Origin of the sequence: Pseudooceanicola onchidii, from assembly GCF_004959925.1 — a bacterium.
GTDB lineage: Bacteria > Pseudomonadota > Alphaproteobacteria > Rhodobacterales > Rhodobacteraceae > Pseudooceanicola > Pseudooceanicola onchidii.
The window spans coordinates 184,741-205,685 of the sequence record NZ_SPUW01000002.1; the positions used below are offsets into that span (position 1 = coordinate 184,741).

General features: G+C 66.4%; 19 protein-coding genes and 1 tRNA gene. 11 read left to right on the plus strand and 9 right to left on the minus strand.

What is annotated here, in order from left to right; translation table 11 throughout:
* The first annotated feature begins 76 nt into the window (after window positions 1-76).
* The 5 genes from E4S58_RS08805 (at window position 77) to pepT (ending at window position 4,749) form a co-directional block, all read left to right on the plus strand.
* On the plus strand, window positions 77-361 hold the full coding sequence (locus E4S58_RS08805; protein ID WP_136636046.1) for a DUF2218 domain-containing protein: 285 nt from the start codon (window positions 77-79) through the stop codon (window positions 359-361).
* Window positions 349-516 (plus strand): hemin uptake protein HemP, encoded by a 168-nt coding sequence (hemP, locus tag E4S58_RS08810; RefSeq protein WP_136636047.1) that lies wholly within the window; start codon window positions 349-351, stop codon window positions 514-516. The genes E4S58_RS08805 and hemP overlap by 13 nt, the downstream gene beginning before the upstream one ends.
* A 120-nt stretch (window positions 517-636) precedes the next feature.
* The gene (locus E4S58_RS08815; protein WP_136636048.1) at window positions 637-1,914 is read left to right on the plus strand and encodes an NAD(P)/FAD-dependent oxidoreductase; all 1,278 of its coding nucleotides are present in this window, start codon (window positions 637-639) and stop codon (window positions 1,912-1,914) included.
* Window positions 1,915-2,004: 90 nt separating this feature from the next.
* The gene (gene amaB / locus E4S58_RS08820; protein WP_136636049.1) at window positions 2,005-3,510 is read left to right on the plus strand and encodes an L-piperidine-6-carboxylate dehydrogenase; all 1,506 of its coding nucleotides are present in this window, start codon (window positions 2,005-2,007) and stop codon (window positions 3,508-3,510) included.
* Between the two features lie 9 nt (window positions 3,511-3,519).
* Window positions 3,520-4,749, plus strand: a complete 1,230-nt coding sequence (pepT, locus tag E4S58_RS08825; protein WP_136636050.1) for a peptidase T — start codon at window positions 3,520-3,522, stop codon at window positions 4,747-4,749.
* On the opposite strand, the gene E4S58_RS08830 is transcribed toward pepT, so the two are convergent.
* The 5 genes from E4S58_RS08830 to E4S58_RS08850 form a co-directional block, all read right to left on the minus strand.
* Window positions 4,746-5,537 (minus strand): heme ABC transporter ATP-binding protein, encoded by a 792-nt coding sequence (locus tag E4S58_RS08830; RefSeq protein WP_136636051.1) that lies wholly within the window; start codon window positions 5,535-5,537, stop codon window positions 4,746-4,748. The genes pepT and E4S58_RS08830 overlap by 4 nt on opposite strands.
* 1 nt (window position 5,538) lies before the next feature.
* Window positions 5,539-6,600, minus strand: coding sequence for a FecCD family ABC transporter permease (locus E4S58_RS08835; RefSeq protein ID WP_136636052.1), 1,062 nt, complete (start codon window positions 6,598-6,600; stop codon window positions 5,539-5,541).
* A 19-nt stretch (window positions 6,601-6,619) separates the two neighbouring features.
* The gene (locus tag E4S58_RS08840; protein ID WP_136636053.1) at window positions 6,620-7,468 is read right to left on the minus strand and encodes a heme/hemin ABC transporter substrate-binding protein; all 849 of its coding nucleotides are present in this window, start codon (window positions 7,466-7,468) and stop codon (window positions 6,620-6,622) included.
* Window positions 7,465-8,514 carry a hemin-degrading factor gene (locus E4S58_RS08845; RefSeq protein WP_136636054.1) on the minus strand — a complete coding sequence of 350 codons (1,050 nt, stop codon included), beginning with the start codon at window positions 8,512-8,514 and terminating at the stop codon, window positions 7,465-7,467. Before E4S58_RS08845 ends, E4S58_RS08840 begins: the two co-directional genes overlap by 4 nt.
* Window positions 8,515-8,588: 74 nt before the next feature.
* Window positions 8,589-10,583: a TonB-dependent receptor domain-containing protein gene (locus E4S58_RS08850; protein WP_136636055.1), complete on the minus strand. Its 1,995-nt coding sequence runs from the start codon at window positions 10,581-10,583 to the stop codon at window positions 8,589-8,591.
* Window positions 10,584-11,038: 455 nt separating this feature from the next.
* Between E4S58_RS08850 and E4S58_RS08855 the strand changes: the two genes are divergently transcribed.
* A complete protein-coding gene (locus E4S58_RS08855) occupies window positions 11,039-11,572 on the plus strand; it encodes a biliverdin-producing heme oxygenase (RefSeq protein ID WP_136636056.1) in 534 nt (177 codons plus the stop codon).
* Entirely contained in the window at window positions 11,565-14,132 is a 2,568-nt protein-coding gene (locus E4S58_RS08860) for an HWE histidine kinase domain-containing protein (RefSeq protein WP_136636057.1), read from the plus strand. Before E4S58_RS08855 ends, E4S58_RS08860 begins: the two co-directional genes overlap by 8 nt.
* A 246-nt stretch (window positions 14,133-14,378) precedes the next feature.
* Here the strand turns inward: E4S58_RS08860 and E4S58_RS08865 are convergent.
* The 4 genes from E4S58_RS08865 to E4S58_RS08880 form a co-directional block, all read right to left on the minus strand.
* Window positions 14,379-14,454 (minus strand) — tRNA-Thr (locus E4S58_RS08865).
* A gap of 45 nt (window positions 14,455-14,499) precedes the next feature.
* Window positions 14,500-16,020, minus strand: coding sequence for a heme biosynthesis protein HemY (locus E4S58_RS08870; RefSeq protein WP_136636058.1), 1,521 nt, complete (start codon window positions 16,018-16,020; stop codon window positions 14,500-14,502).
* 12 nt (window positions 16,021-16,032) lie between these two features.
* Window positions 16,033-17,358 (minus strand): COG4223 family protein, encoded by a 1,326-nt coding sequence (locus tag E4S58_RS08875; protein WP_169052642.1) that lies wholly within the window; start codon window positions 17,356-17,358, stop codon window positions 16,033-16,035.
* 47 nt (window positions 17,359-17,405) lie between these two features.
* Window positions 17,406-18,122 (minus strand): uroporphyrinogen-III synthase, encoded by a 717-nt coding sequence (locus E4S58_RS08880; protein ID WP_240789514.1) that lies wholly within the window; start codon window positions 18,120-18,122, stop codon window positions 17,406-17,408.
* Between the two features lie 70 nt (window positions 18,123-18,192).
* Here E4S58_RS08880 and tsaD point away from each other — a divergent pair, with 70 nt between their 5' ends.
* From tsaD to E4S58_RS08900, 4 genes are read left to right on the plus strand one after another with little or no spacing between them, the layout of a single operon-like run.
* Entirely contained in the window at window positions 18,193-19,284 is a 1,092-nt protein-coding gene (gene tsaD / locus E4S58_RS08885; protein ID WP_136636060.1) for a tRNA (adenosine(37)-N6)-threonylcarbamoyltransferase complex transferase subunit TsaD, read from the plus strand.
* Window positions 19,281-20,237, plus strand: a complete 957-nt coding sequence (locus tag E4S58_RS08890) for an NAD(P)H-dependent glycerol-3-phosphate dehydrogenase (RefSeq protein WP_136636061.1) — start codon at window positions 19,281-19,283, stop codon at window positions 20,235-20,237. Before tsaD ends, E4S58_RS08890 begins: the two co-directional genes overlap by 4 nt.
* 1 nt (window position 20,238) lies before the next feature.
* Window positions 20,239-20,511, plus strand: coding sequence for a YciI family protein (locus E4S58_RS08895; protein WP_136636062.1), 273 nt, complete (start codon window positions 20,239-20,241; stop codon window positions 20,509-20,511).
* Complete coding sequence (locus tag E4S58_RS08900) at window positions 20,511-20,924, plus strand: EVE domain-containing protein (RefSeq protein WP_136636063.1); 414 nt, start codon at window positions 20,511-20,513, stop codon at window positions 20,922-20,924. The genes E4S58_RS08895 and E4S58_RS08900 overlap by 1 nt, the downstream gene beginning before the upstream one ends.
* Window positions 20,925-20,945: the final 21 nt, after the last annotated feature.

The window sequence follows — 20,945 nt, forward strand, 5'->3', positions numbered from 1 at the left end:
TCATCCGGTGCTTAACCTCTTGTCAAATATGGGTCAACAAAATACCTTAGTAAAAGAATCAGAAAGGAAGTTCCCGATGGTCACCGCCTCGACCAGGTTCGAAACGCCGAACGCGTCGAAATACCTTCAGTCCCTGTGCAAGCATTTCGCGCACAAGGTTTCCGTCAGCTACGACGCGGTCCAGGGCCGGGCGGATCTGCCGCCGGGTCCGGCGGTTCTGCAGGCCGACGACACCGGGCTGAACATCGAGGTCAGCGGCGCGGACGTGCAAAGCCTGATGCGCGCCAAGTTCATCATCGAGGATCACCTGCTGCGTTTTGCATTTCGCGAAGAACCGGAGGCCCTGCAATGGAGCGCGTAGTTCGAGAAGTCCGTCGGGATCCTGACCTGGCCCGGATCCCCCAGTATCGCGCCAAGGACCTGACCGGAGACGGAAAACAGGCTGAAATCGAATTGGACGGCAAGGTCTATTCCCTGCGGATCACCCGCGCCGGAAAGCTGATCCTGACCAAGTGATCGCGGTCAGTCGGGTGTCGCCCCCTTGCGGGCGCGGGGCCCCTTGGGGTCCCTTTCGATTCGGGCTGGCATCGGGCCGTGCTGCGTGACTAGGGTCGGGCAAAGGATGCCGGACCCAAGATGAGCCTAGCCCAAAGCAACCTCTGGACCCGTACCGCGCCCGATCTGGATCGTGGCGCCGATGCCCCGTCGCGCGACCGCTATGATCTGCTGGCCATCGGCGGCGGGTTCACCGGCTTGTCGGCGGCGCTCCATGCCGCGCGGGCCGGGGCGTCGGTGCTGGTGGTCGAGGCGCGCCAGATCGGGTTCGGCGGGTCGGGACGCAACGTCGGTCTTGTGAACGCGGGTCTGTGGTTGCCGCCGGGCGCGGTGGCGGACCGGCTGGGCGCGGATCGGGCCGCGCGGCTGACCGGGGCGCTGGCCGACGGCCCGGCGCTGGTCTTCGATCTGATCGAGACGCTGCAGATCCCCTGTGACGCCGTCCGGCAAGGCACCCTGCATTGCGCCCATTCCGCCGCCGGGATGCAGGCGCTGGCGGATCGGCACCGGCAGCTGATCGCAAGCGGCGCGCCCGTCACCTTGCTCGAGGCCGGTGCGGCGCGCGCACGGGTCGGGTCGGATGCCGTCCATGGCGCGCTGTTCGATCCGCGTGCCGGCACCATCCAGCCGCTCGCCTATGCCCGGGGACTGGCCCGCGCCGCCCGGTCCGCCGGGGCCGAGATCGTGGAAGGCCTGCGGGCCGAAGATGTCGCCCATACAGGCACGAACTGGCGGATCAGGGTCGAAGATCGCGTGATCGAAGGCGCGGCGCTGATCGAGGCGACGAACGGCTACACCACCATGCCGTACCGGTTCGCGCCACTGTCTTTTTTCCAGATGGCGACCGATCCATTGCCCGCCGATCTGGCCGCGACGATCCTGCCGGGGGGCGAAGGGTGCTGGGACACGGCGCTGGTCATGACCTCGTTCCGGCGCGATGCCGAGGGGCGGATGATCGTCGGCGCGATCGGGTCCTTGGATCACGCGCTGTCCGGCCTCCATCGCCTGTGGGCGCAGCGCAAGATGGCGCGGCTTTTCCCGCAGCTGACCGGTGTGCCGCTGCGCCACGGCTGGTGCGGCACCATCGCCAACACGGCCGACCACCTGCCCCGGATCCTGCGGCTGGGCCCGAACGGATATGCCGCCTTTGGCTATTCCGGGCGCGGCATCGGCACCGGCACCGTCTTTGGCAAGGCGCTGGCGGATTGCGTGCTGGGCGGCGGCGAGTCGCGCCTGCCGCTGGACCCCGTCGATAACCACCGCGATCCCGCGACCCGGCTGCGCGGGCTGTGGTACGAGGCGGGCGCCCTGGCCGCCCATGCCGCCGGGGCAATGCGGCCCTTGCCCCGGCTGGCCTAGACTGTCGCTGCGCCCCGGCGTTAGGGTCGCGTCAAAGCCCCCTTGGGCCCCAGACAGACCCCAGACAGACCCCAGACAGACGGAGCAACCATGACCCTTGCCGACCTGACCCGCGACACGATGACCGCCTGCGGCGTGACCAGCGACCTTGCCCATTCCGGCGGGATGGAGGTGGTCTCTCCGGTCACCGGAAAGGTCGTGGCGACGCTGGCGACCGACGACGCCAAGGCGACCGAAGCCGCCATCGCCCGCGCCCGCACCGCGTTCAAGGCGTGGCGGATGGTGCCCGCACCGCGCCGGGGCGAACTGGTCCGGCTGTTTGCCGAAGAGCTGCGCAAGTCGAAGGAAGACCTGGGCCGGATGGTCAGCATCGAGGCGGGCAAGTCCCCCTCCGAAGGGCTGGGCGAAGTGCAGGAGATGATCGACATCTGCGATTTTGCCGTCGGCCTGTCGCGGCAGCTTTATGGCCTGACCATCGCCACGGAACGCCCCGGCCACCGGATGATGGAAACCTGGCACCCGCTTGGCGTCGTCGGCATCATCACCGCCTTCAACTTCCCCTGCGCGCCCTGGTGCTGGAATTCGGCGCTGGCGCTTGTCTGCGGCGACCCGGTGATCTGGAAACCGTCGGAAAAGACGCCGCTGACCGCGCTGGCCTGCCAGGCGGTGCTGGACCGCGCACTGGCCCGCTTTGGGGACGCACCCGAGGGACTGAGCCAGGTTCTGGTCGGCGGGCCTGATGTGGGCGCGGCGCTTGTGGACAGCGAAGATGTGGCCCTGATCAGCGCAACAGGGTCGACCCGCATGGGCCGCATCGTCGGACCAAAGGTCGCGGCGCGGTTCGGCAAGTGCATTCTTGAACTGGGCGGGAACAACGCGGGTATCGTCTGCCCGTCCGCCGATCTGGACATGGCGCTGCGGGCGATTGCCTTCGGGGCCATGGGCACCGCCGGGCAGCGCTGTACCACCATGCGGCGGCTTTTCGTGCATGCGGACGTCTACGACCAGATCGTGCCCGCGCTGAAAAAGGCCTATGCCAGCGTCACAGTCGGCAACCCGCTCGAATCGGACGCACTGGTCGGGCCGCTGATTGACAAGGCGGCGTTCGACGGCATGGGCGCGGCGCTCGACGAAGCCAGGGCGCTTGGCGGTACCGTGCAGGGCGGCGAACGGGCCGAGGTCGCGGGCGACGGGTATTACGCCCACCCGGCGATCGTCGAGATGCCGGTGCACGACGGCCCGGTGCTGCGCGAAACCTTTGCGCCGATCCTCTACGTGATGAAATACACCGATTTCGACACTGTTCTGGACGATCACAACGCGGTCGGGGGCGGGCTGTCGTCGTCGATCTTCACCACCGACCTGCGGGAGATGGAGACATTCCTTTCGGCACGCGGATCGGACTGCGGCATCGCCAACGTGAACATCGGCACGAGCGGAGCCGAGATCGGCGGAGCCTTTGGCGGGGAAAAGGAAACCGGCGGCGGGCGTGAATCCGGGTCCGACGCCTGGCGCGCCTACATGCGTCGCGCAACCAACACGATCAACTATTCCAAGGAACTGCCCCTCGCCCAGGGCGTGGTCTTTGATATCTGAGGCACTGACATGAGCTTTGACCAAGACCTCGAGGACCGGCTGGTCCGCTATTGCGCCGTCGACACCCAGTCGGACGCCGACAGCCCGACCGCGCCCTCGACCACGATCCAGTACGACCTGCTGCGGATGCTCGAGTCCGAACTGACCGACATGGGCGCGCAGGATGTGACCCTGACCGACTACGGCGTCGTGCTGGCCACCATCCCCGGCACCGCGCCGGGGCCGACCATCGGGTTTCTTGCCCATGTGGACACCGCACCGCAGTTCAACGCGACAGGTGTGAAGCCGCGGGTGATCCGCGGCTACAACGGCGGGGATATCACCTATCCGGATAACGCCGACCTGGTGCTGTCACCGGAAAATTCGCCTTATCTAGGGTCGAAACAGGGGCATGACATCGTCACGGCCTCGGGTCTGACCCTGCTGGGGGCGGACGACAAGGCGGGCGTCGCGATCATCATGACCGCGATGCAGCACCTGCTGGACAACCCGGATATTGCGCATGGGCCGGTGCGGGTCGCCTTCACCCCTGACGAGGAGATCGGGCGCGGGGTCGGGCCGCAACTGCCCAAGGATCTGGCGGCGGATTTCGCCTATACCTTCGACGGCGGCAAGGTTGGCGAGATCGAGTATGAAAGCTTCTCGGCCGATGGTGCAGAGATCATCGTCAAGGGCGTGTCGATCCATCCGGGCTACGCCAAGGGCAAGCTGGTGAACGCGATCCACCTGGCCTCCAAGATCATCGACATGCTGCCGCAACAGTCGATGGTGCCTGAACTGACCGGCGACCGCGACGGGTTCATCCATGCCACCGACATGGAGGGCGGGTCGTCGCAGATGCGGATCAAGTTGATCCTGCGCGATTTCGAACTGGAGGGGCTGGAGCAGAAGGGCGAGATCGTCCGCAAGGTCTGCGAAGCCGTGCAGGCGACCGAGCCCCGGGCCGAGATCACCTGCACCATCACGCCGCAATACCGCAACATGCGCTACTGGCTTGAGACGGACATGACGCCGGTCGATCTGGCACGGGATGCCGCAAAATCGCTTGGGTTAGAGCCTGTGTCCGTGCCCATTCGCGGCGGTACCGACGGGTCGCGCCTGACCGAAATGGGGGTGCCGACGCCGAACCTGTTCACGGGCATGCAGATGATCCACGGGCCACTGGAATGGGTGTCGGTTCAGGACATGGCCAAGGCCACCGACCTGTGCCTTGCCGTGGTGAAACGCGCCGCTAGCTAAACCATCGACTGCGGCAGCACCCATGGACCGCCGCCGGGGGGCGGCGTGTTTACCCGCACCGGGCAGTTGTAGCAGATCGACAGGTCGTGGTCGTTCAGCACCTCCTTCGGGGGGCCGCTGCGCTGCAGTTGCCCTTCGTAGAGCAGGCTGACACGATCCGCGAACATCGCCGTCAGGTTCAGGTCGTGCATCACCGCGATCACGCCTCCGCCCCCACGGGCATAATCCTGCGCCAGCCGCATGATCGTCAGCTGATGCCGGATATCGAGCGCCGAGACCGGTTCGTCCAACATCAGCCAGCGCGGCTGCCCGTCCAGCACCGGCTGCCAGATCTGCACCAGCACCCGCGCCAGTTGCGCCCTTTGCCGTTCGCCGCCCGACAGCTCCTGCACCATGCGGGATCCGTAGCCTTCCAGCCCGACCTTGGCGATGGCGGCCATGACGATGCGGTCGCCTTCGCCCGGATCGGCCGAGGCAAGGCCCGCCGTCAGCCCAAGGCGCACCAGTTCAAGCACGTTGAACGGGAAGGCGATGCTGCCCGACTGCGGCAGCACGGCACGGTGCAGGGCACGGTCGCGGGGGTGCATCCGGTCGGCGTCCTGCCCGTTGATCGTCACGGTGCCGCTGTGCGCGATCTCTCCGGACAGGGTGCGCAGCAGGGTGGTCTTGCCCGACCCGTTCGGGCCGACGATGGCCGTGACCTCTCCGGCCTCTGCGGTAAAGCTCACGTCGCGCAGGACGGTGCGCGCGCCATAGGAAACGGTGAGGCCCTTGGCCCGGTACTGCATGTCAGATGTCCAGAATGTGGCGGTTTTTCAGCAGGATCCACAGGAAGAACGGCCCACCCATGGTGGCGGTGACGATCCCGATGGGAAGTTCGGCCGGGGCGACGACGGTGCGGCTGATCATGTCGGCGGCCAACAGGATGATCGCGCCGAGGATCGCGCAATTGGGCAGCAGGTTGCGGTGTTCCGGCCCCTGCAGCAGACGCAGGACATGGGGCACGACGATGCCCACGAACCCGATGCCGCCGGTGATCGCGACCGAGGCCCCGACCGACAGCGCCACCGACAGGATCGCCAGCCGCTTCATCAGCTGCGTGTCGATGCCAAGGTGCGCGGCCACGGATTCACCCAAGGCCAGCGCATCCAGGGCGCGGGCAAGGACGGGCGCGGCGATCAGGCCAAGGGCGATCACCGGACCGGCGGTCAGCAATTTCATCCAGGTGGCCCCCGCGACCGAACCCATGCCCCAGAAGGTCAGGTCGCGCAGCTGGTCGTCGGTGGCGCGGTAGACGATGAACCCCGTCAGCGCGCCGGTCAGGGCGCCAAGTGCAATCCCCGCCAAAAGCATGGTCGCGACCGAGGTGCGCCCGCCGCGCGTCGCGATGGCATAGAGGATCAGGGTCGAGGCCCAGCCGCCAAGGAAGGCCGCAAACGGCACAAGGTAGGCGCCGACCACCGACAGCACCGCCACGGGCAGGAAGCCGCCCAGAACGATCGCCGCCACCGCGCCGAAGCCCGCCCCGGCCGAGACGCCGACAAGGCCCGGATCGGCCAGCGGATTGCGGAAGAGGCCCTGCATCACTGCGCCCGATACCGCGAGCGCCGCGCCGACCAGTACGGCGGTCAGAACCCGGGGCATCCGGATGTCCCAGATGATCGTGGTGTCGCGTAAAGACGCCTCGGCCAGCCCAAACTTCGACCCTAACGCGGCCAGAACCTGCGTGTCGCCCGCCGCACCCCAGCCAAGGCCCAGCAGTAACATCAGGATCAGCAGCGCGATCAGCCCGAAGCGCAGGGCGGCGGCGCGGCCCCGGCGATCGCCCGTCAGCCCCGGCTGATCGTCCATCTGCGCCACCGCCACCACGTCACTGCACCGCCGCGGTGAAGGCGGTGTTCAGATCCCGCGCGAACTGTGCCGTGCGGGGGCCGAAGCCAAGCGCGGCGCCGGGGACATGCACCAGCGCATTAGCCTCCCCGGCCGGGGTTTGCGTGATCGCCGGAAGCGCCATGACCCCTTCACGACGGCTGTCATGTTCGGCGTTGCCGGTCGGGGCCATCATGACGATGACCTCGGGTGCGGCGGCGATGATCGCCTCGTCCGACACGATCTTGTAGCCCTGGAACGCCTCGGCCATGACGTTGACGCCACCGGACAGCGCGATGATGCCATCCGCACCGGTGCCCGCGCCCGCGACGTTCAGACGGCCACCCTGATTGGACAGGACGAACATGACCCGGGGTTGCGGCCCGGCGGCGATATCATCCGCCAGCGCGGCGAAATCGGCCTCGGCCTGCCGGGCGAGCGCCTCACCCTCGGGCCTGAGCCCAAGGGCCGAGCCGACCGTGCGCATGGCGGCGATCACAGCCTCGGACGAAAACCCGTCGTGGACCTCGACCAGCGGGATCGCGGCGGCGCGCAGCTGGTCCAGCACCTCGACCGGGCCGGCGGTGTCGCGGGTGACGATCAGGTCGGGGTTCACCGACAGCACGCCCTCGGCCGAGAGCTGGCGCATGTAGCCGACGTCGGGCAGATCGTTCACCGCCTCGGGGAATTGCGAGGTCGTGTCGCGGGCGATCACCCGATCCCCGGCACCAAGCGCAAAGATCAGTTCCGTCACCGGCCCGCCGACCGACACGATGCGGCGGGCGTCGGGATAGGGCTGCGCCGACGCGAGGCCGGGCAACACCAAAAGTGCGAGGACAAGGCGGATCATTCGGCGGCCTCCTGCACGCGCGGCAGCGCATCAAGGATGCCGTGCCACCGATCAAGCGTGTCGTCTTCGCCTTCACGCTGGCCGTAGCATTGGAAGATCAGCCCGCCCTCGGCGTCGAAACATTCCAGCGAAATGGCCGGACCGCGCTTGGTCGGTTTGTCGACGACATAGGCCTCGGCGATGTGGTCGCCGCGCAGGTGCAGGTTGAAGCGCGGATCCAGCACGTTGAGCCATGGACCCATGGGCTTGACCGTCTCGAACGTGCCCCAGTGGATCTGGATGTGGCCGCGATTGCCGACGAACAGGACCACCTTCTGGCCGGTGTCGCGGATCGCCTCCATCCAGCCTTCGACACAGGCGGGATCGACGCGGCGGACAAAGGGCGCGCCCGCCAGCCGGTAGGCACCAAGGCGGTTCATGCCAAGGCGCGCGCAGATGCGGTTGAACTGGTGGGTGTCGGTCATCTTCTGCCATTCGGTCACCAGCTGATCGCGCTTGTCGGCCGGGGCCCTGGCGACTTCGGTCGGGATGGCGGGATCGGGGGTGATGGCGTCGGACGGGTCGTCAAGGCGCAGGCGGTCGACCAGCGGGACCCAGGCCTCGGCGTTCGAGGTGTCGCGCAGGTAGATCTTCTGCAGCGCCTCGCCGGTGGTGTCGAAGAACTGCAGCGACCGGCGGGTGCCGTGATCGCCGTCCGCCTCGACCGCGAAACCGTAGGCCCAGTGCTTGGGGAAGATGCGCGTATCGATCTCGGACCCCAGGACCATCGCGGCGTGCGGACCCGAGCGGTATTCGCCAAAGGTGCCGACACGTTCATGGACCACGGAATTGTTGCGGGTCAGGGACATGACCTCGCCCAGATCGGACACGGCGGGCATGACATCATCCGGGTGATGCTTGATCCGGGTGGCGCGGAAGGCACCGGTCTGCCCGACATGGGCGGCGACCAGCGCGGCTTCGCTGACACCAAGGCTGGCGGCCAGATCGCGGTCGCGCAGGGTGGCGTCGGCCTTTGCGGCGCGAAGATCCTGGGGGCTGTGGGACATCTTATCCTCATCATGCTGAAGCTTGGGAAAACCGGGGGCGATCCGTGCCGCCCCCGGGTCGTCGTGGGGGTGGATCAGAAGACCTTGGCCACCGAGATCTTGAAGGTGCGGCCCGGGGCGGGGCGGCTGGACAGGTAGGGGGTATAATCCGCGTCGAACAGGTTCTCGACGCCCGCGCGGATCTGCACGCCTTCCAGCGGACCGGAATTGGGGATGTAGGCCCCGGCCAGCGACCAGGTGGTGAAGGCCGGCGTGGTGATCGACCCGCCGCCGTTCATCGGGTGCTGGACATTGCGGCTGGTGGCCCAGTCGTGGCGCATTTCGACCGACAGGTCGAGCTGGTCATCCATGAACCGCTTGCCAAGCGTCACCTGCAGCGAATCCGCCGGGGCGTTGTTGAACCAGCTGCCGTCGCCCCATTTGGCCCGCATTTGCGATGCGTTCACGTCGACGTAGAAGGCCGGGCTGGCGTAGGACAGTTCGACCTCGACGCCCTTCAGGTCGATGCGATCCGCCGCGGCCGAGTTGAAGTTGGAGTAGGTCGTGTTGTTCCAGATCTCGGTCTGGAAGCCGGTGACCTTGAACGACAGGTTGTCCTCGGAAGTGATGACATCGTTGGCATCGAACGACAGGCCCAGTTCGTAGGTCAGTGCTTTTTCCGTCGTGACCATGTTGGTGGCCGAGGTCAGGTCATCGATGATCGGCAGGCTGGTGTTGTAGGCCACCGTCCCGAAGGCCGCCCATTCGGGCGTGAAGGCATAGCGCGCCGACAGCGCCCCCGCCCAATCCGACGCCTTGTAGCTGGTGCCATCGGCCGGGGTCGCATTGCCCTTGGACGTGATCTTCTGGGTTTCCCAACGCAGCTGCGGGGTCAGGGTCAGCGCCCCCAGGTCAACCTCGTCCGTCAGGTACAGGGCCAGGTATTCGTCCGTCCCGCCGGGGGTGGAGCCTGCGTTCTGCCCGGTGTGGCTGATCGAACTACGCTCGCGCTTGCCGACCTCGACCCCCGCCAGAAGGCTGTGCTGTGCGGCCCCGGTGCTGAATTCGGACTGGTTTTCAAGGATGAAGGCCAGCCGTTCGGTCCGGTTGTCGGCATTGTAGATGGTCGATGAGGTCGTTCCCGACAGGTTCTCGATCAGCTCGTCGGAATAGACCAGCTTGGCCGTCAGGTTGATCAGCGGATTGTCCGACGGGGTGTAGTCCATCGCCAGGTAGGCGGTGACATCGGTGATATCCGCATCCACCCGCACGCCAAACAGCGACCCGATAAAATCATAGCTGACATCGCGCAGTGCGATGTTGTTGCGCGCGTAAGACGCGGTGAACGACAGGTCTTCGGTGACCCTGTACTTCGCCTTGACCAGGTAGGACGGCAGCTTGAACCCCGTGTCCGCCTGCACCACGCCATTGGCGTCCTCGTAGTCGTCCGATTTCCGGTATCCGTAGAAGGCCAGCACATCCAGCCTGTCATCTGGCCGCCACGCGAGGATCGAGGTCGACACGGCCCCGTTGCCGTTGCTTTCGAAGGCCAGCTTCTGGCGGAAGGCGAAGGTGTCGTCGCCTTGCAGGAAATCCGCCGCGTCCTTGGTGACCGCTTCGACCGTGCCGCCGATCGCGCCCGACGAAAAGCGGAAGCTTTCGCCGGGGCCGCGGATCACCTTGACCTCCTTGAAAAGCTCGGGCTCGACCGTCAGCAGGCTGCCCTGGCGGTATAGCTCCTCCTGCCCCTTGGCGACGCCGTCGACGACGACGTTGACCTTGGTGTTGGATCCGTAGGTGCCCGCGTCGGCCCCCAGACCCCGGATGTTGATCGACGATCCCTGCGGCGTCGCGGCGTTCGACAGGGTCACGCCCGGCACGGTGCCCATCAGTTCGGCCAGCGTCGCGGCCTGCCGCGCGTCAAGCTCTTCCTGGTTCAGGGTGGTTTCAGAGGTCGCCGTGTCGGTCGACACGTTGCGCATGCTTTCCACGGCGATCGTATCAAGCACGACCTGTTGGGAAAATGCAGGAAGGGGCACGGCGAGCGGCACCAGAAGGCTGGCACCCGCCATAAGCTGGGAGCGTGTCATAGTCTCGTTCCAATCAGAGGGATTATCTTGCTGGCACGAGATGCGATGCTGGCTTTGGCGACCGGCTACCAATCCATAGTAAAAGAGTCAAGATTGCTAAGAAAGTCTATCACGGCTGTCTGTGCATAAATATCCGCGATCGGCGCTGGTATATCCTAATCGAAAGTCTAGGTGGATACAGGTACAGCCACAGCCGACCTGATCGTGCGGATCAACGACCGGTCGGCCCAAATCCCGTTACGGACCACGTGACGCGCACTGCAAGGACGTCTCGATATAAACCTTTGGTATAGTAGAATAATTGAATTCGCTGCGTCAGGGACGATATATCGTTCTGTGCGATCACAAGGTTTGATCGATCCGCGCCAAACCTGTACACAGCATATTGATTATGTCCGAAGGACCAAGACACGGGACTGAAATTATTGATCGATTCCGGTAATCTGCGCACCCGATTGCGTTCGGATCTGACCGAGGTGCACGCCACCCTCGACAGTCAGATCTCTGCGTTCGACCTGCGCACGCGGACCGGGTTTGCCTCTTTCCTGCGCATCCAGCATGGGGGGTTGTCGGCGCTGCACCACGCGGGCGCCGGAGATCTGACCCGTGACGCCATCGCCGATCTGCAGGACCGCGCGCGCCTTGATCTTCTGACGCTTGGCGTTCCGCCCCTGAGCCATGCCGAAACGCTGCCCGACGACCTGCATCCGCTGGCGGTCGATTACGTGATCGCGGGGTCGCGCCTTGGATCGCAACTGCTGCACAAGCGCTGGCTGTCCTCGGACGACACGGCCGTGCGGGCGGCCTCGGCCTATTTCTCGGCGCCCGGGCATATCGACCTGTGGAAAGCCTTTTGTGGCCGCGCCGCCGCCCTGCCTGCCGAAGGGCCCGAGAGTGACCGTATCCTGCGCCATGCCGCAGCCGTTTTCGCCTTGTTTGGTCATCACGCAGCCGCCGAAACGCAAGAAAGGGCCCTGCCCCATGTCTGACGCGCCCTCCCAGGTGCCCGACCAAGCCGTCGATCTGACCACATGTGATCGTGAACCGATCCATATCCCGGGTCGGATCCAACATTACGGCTGTCTTCTGGCCGTGTCGTCCGACTGGATCATCGCCCATGCGTCGGAAAACTGCGGTGCGATTCTGGGGGTCGAGGCCACGGATACCATCGGTGTGCCCTTCGTCGACTTCTTCAGCCGCGATGTCGTGCACTACCTGCGGTCCCGCCTGCAGATCCTGGCCCGTGATACCGGCAACGCCCGGATCTATGCCTATGACCTGTTCGGCGACGGGCGCCTGTTCGACATCTCGGTCCACAATACCGGCCGGTTCCTGATCTTCGAATTCGAACCTCGCCTCGGCGGCGCCGAGATGCGGGACGACACCGCCATCGTGCAGGCCCTGATCGCCCGGGTGCAACGCCATTCCACGCTTGAAAAGATGACAACCGAAGCCGCCCGCAGCCTGAAGGCGCTGACCGGCATCGACCGGGTGATGGTCTACCGGTTCGAACCCGACGACACGGGCACCGTCATCGCCGAGGCGACCGAGCCGAACATGGAGGCCTATCTTGGCCTGCGGTATCCGGCAAGCGACATCCCCAAGCAGGCCCGCGCGCTGTATGTGCGCAACGTCCTGCGGATCATTCCGGACGTGCAGGCCGAAACCTTCGCCATCCATCCGACCCTTGGCCCTGAAGGCCAACCGCTCGACCTGTCATTGGCGGTGACGAGGGCCGTGTCGCCGATCCATCTGGAATACCTGCGCAACATGGGCGTGGGTGCGTCGATGTCGGTGTCGATCCTGCGCAAGGGCAAGCTGTGGGGGCTGTTCGCCTGCCACCATCGCACCGCCTTCCACATGGATTTCCAGAAGCGCAGCGCGATCGAACTGTTCGTGCAGCTGTTCAACTATGAACTGGCCCGGCTGGAAACCGATCAGGAACTGGAAGAGGTCAACAAGGCCCGCGACATGCACGATCGCATGATGCAGCAGATCTCGGACGAGCGGTCGCTGGTCGACAGCTTCGACACCGTCGCAGACGAACTGGAACAGGTGATCGCCTATGACGGGATCGCCGTCTATTCCAATGGCTTCTACCGGGCCCGGGGGTCGACCCCGACGGCCGAGGAATTCCTTGGGCTGGCCCGGTTTCTCAACACCACCCAGACCGCGCAGATCTATGCCACCGACCGACTGGGCGACCGGTATCCCGCGGCCGAGGACTTTGCCGATCGCGCGGCCGGTTTGCTGGTTCTGCCGATTTCGCGCACGCCGCGCGATTACATCGTGCTGTTCCGGCGCGAAGTGGCACAGTCGGTCACCTGGGCAGGCAATCCGGACAAGCCGGTCACGCCCGGACCGAATGGTCTTCGCCTGACCCCGCGCAAAAGCTTTGACGCCTGGCGCGAAGTCGTGCGTGGCAGCTGCGTCGCCTGGCGCTCTGGCGAATTGCGCGCGGCCGAGGCGCTGCGGGTCACCCTGCTTGAAGTGGTGCTGAAGCTGACCGACGAATCGAGCGCGAACAGCCGCCGCGCCCAGGAACAGCAGGAACTTCTGATCGCCGAGCTGAACCACCGCGTGCGCAATATCCTGAACCTCATCCGGGGTCTGGTGTCGCAAAGCCGGGCCGGTGCGGACAGTATCCTGGCCTATGGCCAGCTTCTTGATGCGCGGATCCACGCTCTGGCCCGGGCCCATGACCAGTTGACCGAACGGTCCTGGAACTGGGTGTCGCTGTCCGACCTGATCGACAACGAGGTCCGGGCTTTCCTGGCGGGCAAGGCCGATCGTGTGAAGGTGTCGGGCGACAAGCTTGACCTGTCCCCGACCGCCTTCACCACGCTGGCCCTGGTGATCCACGAATTGGTGACCAATTCGGCCAAGTACGGCGCGCTGAACGACAGTCGCGGCAGTGTCGAGATCTCGATGCGTCTGGCCGCGGACGGCACCGCCTATCTTTCGTGGCGCGAACGAAACGGGCCGCCGGTTCAGGCGCCGACCCGCCGTGGCTTCGGCACGACGATCATCGAACGGTCGATCCCGTTCGAACTGAAGGGCACAGCCGAATTGCACTACAAGGCCTCGGGTCTCGAGGCCGACTTCATGATCCCGGCAATCCACGTCCAGGCGGGCACCGTCGACCCCGCCGCCCCGAAAGAGGTGGTCCAGAAGAAGGGGTCCGTCCGGATCGAGGGCGCGGCGATGGTCCTTGAGGACAACATGATCATCGCCATGGATGCCAGCGACATCCTGAGCGACATGGGCTGCAGCACCGTCCACCCCGTCAGCCGCGTCTCGGAGGCGCTGCGTCTTCTCGAGGCCGAGGAGATCGCCTTTGCGCTTCTCGACGTGAACCTGGGCGACGAGACCTCGCTGGACGTGGCGCGACTGTGCAAGGATCGCGGTATCCGCGCGGTGCTGGCCACCGGTTACGGCGGCAACGGCGACCTGCTGGACGGCTTCCCGGACTTCCCGGTGCTGCGCAAGCCCTACACGGCCGAAACGCTGGCGGCCATTCTGTCCGAAGACAACGCCGACCAGGACTGACCCCGCACACCTGCGGGGTATGTCTGGTACGGGTATGATGTCAGAACGTGGTGCTTCTATGGGTCAAAGCACTGCCGTTATCCGTGTCGTCGCATGGGCACGGCTGCAGGCGGTCGGGTCCATCCAGCAACCGTGCAAGACCCCGACAGACGGCGTGCTAACCGAAACAGCTTTGACGGTCTCCGAAGGACCCGGCTGCGTGTGATTTCTGTTGGGATGTCGATCACTTTCCCGGGGAAAGTATCGTGGTGCCGCTGAAGGGACTCGAACCCCCGACCCCATCATTACGAATGACGTGCTCTACCAGCTGAGCTACAGCGGCCCCGTGACGCGGGGCTATAGCACCGCGTCACGCCTAGGGAAAGACCTATTCTTTGGGCTTTTCCGCATCTTCCGCAGGCGATGCATTCGCGGCACCGGCGGGGGGTTCGTCGGGAATGACAAGCGCCTCTTCCGGTTCGTCGACCGGCTCTGGCGTCGTCGCCATGGGGGCGGTCGATCGCTTGTCCTCGATCTCTCCGACAATGAGCGGCAGCATCGAGGTGCCGACCGGGCTTTGGTAATCCGTTGCAGGCCCTTCCTTCCAGGCCAGGCTGTCGAAGGCACCGCAGTTGTCGCAGACCGGGGTCCAGTGGCCGTGGATCTGATGACAGTTCTCACAGGTCCACTGCGGACCGCGCGGGGCGGTGACGGCGCGGGCCAGCCAGCCCTTCACGATCGCATCGGGGGCCCCTTCGCCCCGCTCGATCGCCGCCATGATGGTCAGGGTCCGGGCGTCGGGGCTTTCGGTCGCCAGGTTGCCCATGGCGCGGCGCGCGGCGGGGAAATCTTCGGCGGCGATGTTGAGCTCGGCCATCAGCAGGCGGGATTCGCGGTGGTTCGGCACCGGCTTTACCAGCTTTTCGAACCGCTTGAGCCGGTCGGTCGCGGATTCCTCGGGTTCGATCCGGGCGAATGCGGCGGCGAGGTCCGGATGCGGAGAGGCCTCCCAGGCTTTCTTCAGGACGCGGGCCGCGTTGCGCTTCTGGTCCTTGGCGGTATAGCCGTCGGCCGCCATGACGGCTGCCGGGATCAGGTCGGGCGACAGCTTGTTCGCCTCGATCGCGGCCTCGCGGGATTCGATACTGGCGTCTTCGTCGAAGACACCCTTGGCCTCGGATAGCGCCAGAACGGCGTCACGGCGGCGGTGCACGTCGCGCGGCAGGCTGCCATGGCGCAGCTTGGCCTTGAGCGTCGCGCGCGCGCCTTTCCAGTCGCCCTTCTGGGCCTGAAGTCGCAGCAGGGTGTCCTGCACCTCTTCATGCCCGGGCTTCAGGGCAAAAGCCTTTTCCGCAAGGGCGAAGGCGGTTTCGGTGTCCCCTTCGGCCAGCTTCTTCTGCATGATGCCGCGCACGCCGACAAAGCGCGTCTTGTCGTTGGACAGCAGCTTGCGATAGGCGTCCTCGGCCTTGGCGCGATCCCCGACCTGTTCGGCGGCCTGCGCGGTCAGCAGGGTCGTCAGTTCGGGCCGGTCAAGGTACCGTTCCGCCTTGGCAGCCTTTGACATCGCCTTGCGGCCTTCGCCCGAGGCCAGGGCCATCATGCCCTCGCTCAGCGCATCGAACCCCTTGCGTTCGCGGTTGCGGTCGAAATAGCGCGACAGGGCCGTTTCGTCGCCGTTGATGAACCGCAGCAGCGCGACCAGCAGGCCCAGCAGCTTGAGGAACAGCCAGATGCCGACGACCAGCAGGATCGCGGCGATCACCGCCTTGATGGGGGACAGGTTGATTTCCACCCCCGCCATGGCGATGCGGACCCCGCCCTCCATGTCGAGCAGGTAGGAGGCACCAAGCGTTGCGGCCGCCACCAGCGCGACGAAAACCAGGATCTTGACGAGGGACCAGAGCATCGGCGGCGTTCCTTAGTTCGAATTCAGTTCAGCCATCAGGGCACGTGCGGCCTCGACGGTGGTCAGACGGGTTTCGGCGTCGGCGGCCCAGGCGGAAAGCTCGGACTGCGCTTCGGGCGGCAGGGTGCCGATTTCCGTCAGCGCGGTCGAAAGATCGCCATCGGCCACGGCGGCCTCGGCACGGGACAGCACGGCATCGGGATCGTCCCCGGCCTTGGGTTCCAGTGACCGGATCCCCAGTTGCGTGCGGAAGAAATCGCCCACGCTTTCGTTGCCGGCACCCCGGGTCCGGGCCAGCGCGGCGCGCGCGGCGGCGGGGAATTCGGCGCGCAGTTCGGCGAGGGTCGGGATCCCGTCGGCATTGGCTTCAAGCGCCTCGGGCACCTGCTGGCCGGTGGCCCGCAGCGACTCGAGCGGGTCGGAATAGCCTTCGCCACTGTCGAAGGCCGCCATGATCGCGGTAAGCGCGGCGCGCGCTTCGGTCCGGGCGGTCTGGGCATCGGCGTCGGCCTGCATGGTCTGCGCATTGGCGACCATCTGTTCGACCTCGGCCCGCTGTGCGCGCATGGCATCCTGCAGGCGGGCCAGTTCTTCCTCATAGGCCTCGACCGCCTCTTGCGACACGGCGTTGTCCAGGGGCGCCCGGGCCAGTTCGGCCATCTGGCCGTCCATCTCGTCCAGCCGTGTCGTCAGCGCATCCACTCGACCGCTAAGGTCAGAGAGGGCGGCGGTGTTGGATTCGGCGCTGCCTTCCAGGGCCGACAGATCGACCGGCGCGGGCTGGGTGTCGCGCAGATCGGCAATCGCCTGATCCTGTGCGTCGATGCGGGTGCCATAATCCTGTCCGCCAGCCTGATAATAGGCGATGCCATAGCCGATGGCACCGGCGACGATGCCGCCCAGAACCATGGGAACGAAGCCGCCGCTGCGCCTGACCTCGACCACGCTAGGCGGGGGCGGGGCGGCAGGACCATCCGTGCCCCGGCTGTCGTCGTGGGTGGTTTGCTGTTCGGGCGCGGTCTCTTCGACGATCACGCCTTCGACCGATTCCACGGTATCATCGCCCGAGGTGGCCTGCAGCGTATCCGCCTGATCCGTCAGCGTGTCAGAGGCGTCGAGGCTGTCTTCCTCGGGCTTGCTGGCTTCGGGTTCGGGCAGTTCGATGCTGTCTTCGTCGGCGGCGGCCGGAATGCTGTCGGCGGGACCCGAGGCAATGGTTTCAGCGGCTTCGGCCGTGTCGGAAAGGGAGTCATCCCCGGATGTGGCAGCGACCGTATCCTTCGGGTCCACCGCAGGCGTTTCGTCAGAGGAGGTCTGAGATTTCTTCCTTGGGGCCACGAATAAGTCCTTTCGAATCCCTGCTTTTCAAATGCAGCAACGATAACTTAGTGCGGTGACCCCATCCCCTCAACCCGCCGCAGGGTCGCAAGCACCGCACGGATCATCGCGGTGGCGTCGGGCGTGTCTGCAATGATCTTCTTTTCAGCACCCAGGGGGGCGGCGGCGCGGGCGATTGCCGTGCTCATTGCGACCAGATGAAGCGGCGCGCGGGGCTGCGCGATTTCTGCCAGGCGGGCGGCGGTGCGCGGCGAATACAGCGGCAGGATCACCGGGCGCCGGTCGGACAGCAGGGCGCGGGCGTCTTCGGTCAGATCCAGCGGGGTCTGGCGATAGATCACCGCCTCGCGGGTGGCGATGCCAGCGGCGGTCAGCCTTTCGGCGATCTCACCGCGGGCCGCTTCGCCGCGCAGGTGAAGGATCGGCGCCTCGGGGCGGTCCTGGATCAGGGCCGCGACCAGCGCCTCGGCATCACCGCCGATGGCCCTGGCGGTCAACCCGGCCTCTTGCGCGGCCTCTGCGGTGGCGTCGCCGATGCAGATCGCGGGCAGGTCGGGGCCGCCAAGCGCGGTATAGGCCCGCACGCCATTGCGCGAGGTGAAGATCAGCTGCCGGATGCCGTCCAGATCGGGCAGCGGGCCGGTCGTCGCGATTTCAAGCAGGGGGCTTTCCACGACGGATAGTCCGGTGGCCTTCGCCAGGGCCTTGGCCGTGGCGGCCCCGTCGGGGGCAGGTCGTGTCACAAGGATCGTCGGGCGCCGCATCTTGGCCTCGCCATTGTTTCAGCCACCTCGCGGTGTTACCTGCGAGCGGGGCCAACTGCAATCGGAAGCCATGGCGCAAGAGTTCACGATACTGGGGCTGGAAAGCTCCTGCGACGATACGGGGGCGGCGGTGGTGCGCGGGGCGCCCGGCGCGGCACAGGTGGTGTCGTCGGTTGTCGAGGGACAGGCGGCGCTGCACGCAGATTTCGGCGGTGTGGTGCCCGAGATCGCCGCACGCGCCCATGCCGAACGGATGGACGTCGTGGTGGCCCGGGCGCTGGATCAGGCCGGGGTCGGGCTGGGCGACATCGACGCGGTGGCCGTAACGGCGGGGCCGGGGCTGATCGGCGGGGTCATGTCGGGCGTCATGTGCGCCAAGGGCATCGCCGCCGGGGCCGGGTTGCCGCTGGTCGGCGTGAACCATCTGGCGGGCCATGCGCTGACCCCTCGCCTGACCGACGGCGTGGCCTATCCGTTCCTGATGTTGCTGGTGTCGGGCGGGCACTGCCAGTTTCTGCTGGTGCGCGGGGTCGAGGATTTCACCCGCCTTGGCGGCACCATCGACGACGCGCCCGGCGAGGCCTTCGACAAGACCGCGCGCCTGCTGGCCCTGTCACAGCCCGGCGGCCCCTCGGTCGAGCGCGAGGCCCTGAACGGCGACGCGAAGCGACTGCGCTTCCCGCGTCCGCTGCTGGACCGCCCGGGCTGCGACCTGAGCTTTTCCGGCCTGAAGACCGCACTGCTGCGCGCCCGGGACGAATTGATGGTGGACGGCACGCTGAAGGTGCAGGACCGGTCCGACCTCTGCGCCGGGTTCCAGCAGGCGGTGGTTGATGTGCTGGTGGAAAAGACCCGGCGGGCGCTGGCGATCTACCTGGCGGAAAACCCGGCAGCCCCGACGCTGGCCGTGGCCGGCGGCGTGGCCGCGAATACCGCCATCCGGGCCGGGTTAGAGACTGTTTCGGCCGAAATGGGCGTCGGGTTCATGGCGCCGCCCTTGCGGCTGTGCACCGACAATGGCGCGATGATCGCCTATGCCGGGCTGGAACGTTTCGCGGCGGGGCAGGTTGATGGAATGACCCTTGCCGCCCGGCCACGCTGGCCGCTGGACCAGGGGGCCGCCGGGATGCTGGGCGGCGGCAGGAAGGGACCAAAGGCATGACATCGGTGATCGGAGCAGGCGCCTTCGGCACGGCGCTGGCGATTTCGCTGTCGCGCAGCGGGGCCGAGGTGACGCTGTGGGCGCGGGATGTGGCGCAGGTGGCAGCCATGGCCACCACGCGCGAGAACGCCGCGCGGCTTCCGGGCATGGCATTTCCCGATGCGCTGCGGGTCTCGGACGACGCCGGATCGCTGCCCGACGGTCCGGTGCTGCTGGCCGTTCCCATGCAGAAGTTGCGCGTGGCGCTGGACGATCTGCCCGACTTCGGGCCCCGTCCGCTGGTCGCCTGCTGCAAGGGGATCGAGCTGTCCTCGGGCCTGTCACCCACGCAGGTGATCGCCGAGATGCGTCCCGATGCGCCCGCCGCGATCCTGACCGGTCCGTCCTTCGCGCAGGACATCGCGCGGGGCCTGCCGACCGCGCTGACGCTGGCCTGCGCCGACGAGGGCCTGAGCGCCGATCTGCAATCGACCCTGACCACGCAGAACATCCGCGTCTACCGCACCACGGATGTTCCGGGGGCCGAGATCGGCGGGGCGGTCAAGAACGTCATGGCGATCGCCTGCGGCGCGGCCATCGGGGCCGGGCTGGGCGACAGCGCCCGCGCCGCCCTGATGACGCGGGGCTATGCGGAAATGCAGCGCATGGCGCTGGCGCTTGGGGCGCAGGCTGACACGCTGGCGGGGCTTTCGGGCTTCGGGGATCTGGCACTGACCTGCACGTCGGACCTGTCGCGCAACTATCGCTTCGGCCTGTCGATCGGGACGGGCGAAGGGTTCGACCCCTCGGTTACCGTCGAAGGCGCGGCCACGGCGCGCGCGTTGAAGGCGCGGGCGCGGGCGCTGAGCCTTGACATGCCCATCACCGATGCTGTCGTTGACCTGATCGACGGAACACTTGGGGTGCGCGATGCGATGACTCGTCTGCTCTCGCGCCCGCTGAAGGAGGAATGAGATGCTGTTTGCCCTGATGGCCCACGACAAACCCGGCGCGCTTGAGATCCGCAAGGCCAACCGCGACGCGCACCTGGCCTATATCGCCGACACCGGCGTGGTCGCGCAGGCCGGACCGCTGCTGAATGACGCGGGCGACATGTGCGGATCGCTGGTGATCCTGGATGTCGACGACCAGGCGGCGGCGGATGGCTGGGCCGAAAATGATCCCTATGCCAAGGCAGGCCTGTTCGAGTCGGTGGCAATCCTGCCGTGGAAGAAGGTGATCGGCTGATGCGCTACTGGCTGTTCAAATCCGAACCCGACACCTGGTCGTGGGACCAGCAGGTCGCCCGGGGTGACAAGGGCGAGGAATGGGACGGCGTGCGCAACTACCAGGCCCGCAACTTCATGCGCGAGATGGAGCTGGGCGACCGGGGCTTCTTCTATCATTCGCAAAAAACCCGAGAGATCGTCGGCATCGTCGAGGTCTGCGCGACCGCGCATCCCGACAGTTCGACCGATGACGACCGATGGGAGTGCGTCGATATCCGCGCCGTGCAGCCGGTGCCCCGCCCGGTCACGCTGGACGAGATCAAGCAGACGCCCGACCTTGCCGACATGGTCCTTGTCAAGAATTCGCGCCTGTCGGTGCAGCCCGTCACGCCCGAGGAATGGGCCCTGATCTGCCGCATGGGCGGACTTTGAAACCTAGGCAAAGCGGATCGC